At 34.4% G+C, this 244-nt stretch carries 1 protein-coding gene; it reads right to left on the bottom strand.

The genetic code is table 11. The annotated features are described in order from the left end of the window. Positions 1–244: hypothetical protein (locus L9G74_RS21755; protein ID WP_238898960.1), on the bottom strand; the 244-nt coding region annotated here is incomplete at both ends.

Genomic DNA, 244 nt, shown 5'->3' with positions numbered 1-244 from the left:
CCTGTTTGCATTGTTCATTGTCATTAACTTTGTTTTCCCTGGATAGGCACACTGACAAAGTTCCATAGTTTTTGTTTAAAACCCTCATATTTATGGCTTTGGAAACCAGACAGAGATATTGCGGATGAATCCTATAAAAATTTACTGCTCCTGGTCTTACATAGTCTTGTCTTTCGATATTTCTTTTATTTTTAGTTTCGTTCAAGCATGGTAATGGTTTTATTGCAATTGGGTTGAAATGAAG

It is taken from the genome of Shewanella electrica, assembly GCF_022321485.1.
Lineage (GTDB): Bacteria > Pseudomonadota > Gammaproteobacteria > Enterobacterales > Shewanellaceae > Shewanella > Shewanella electrica.
Note: the sequence above shows the minus strand (reverse complement) of the source record. Positions and strands in the feature narration are given on the sequence as shown.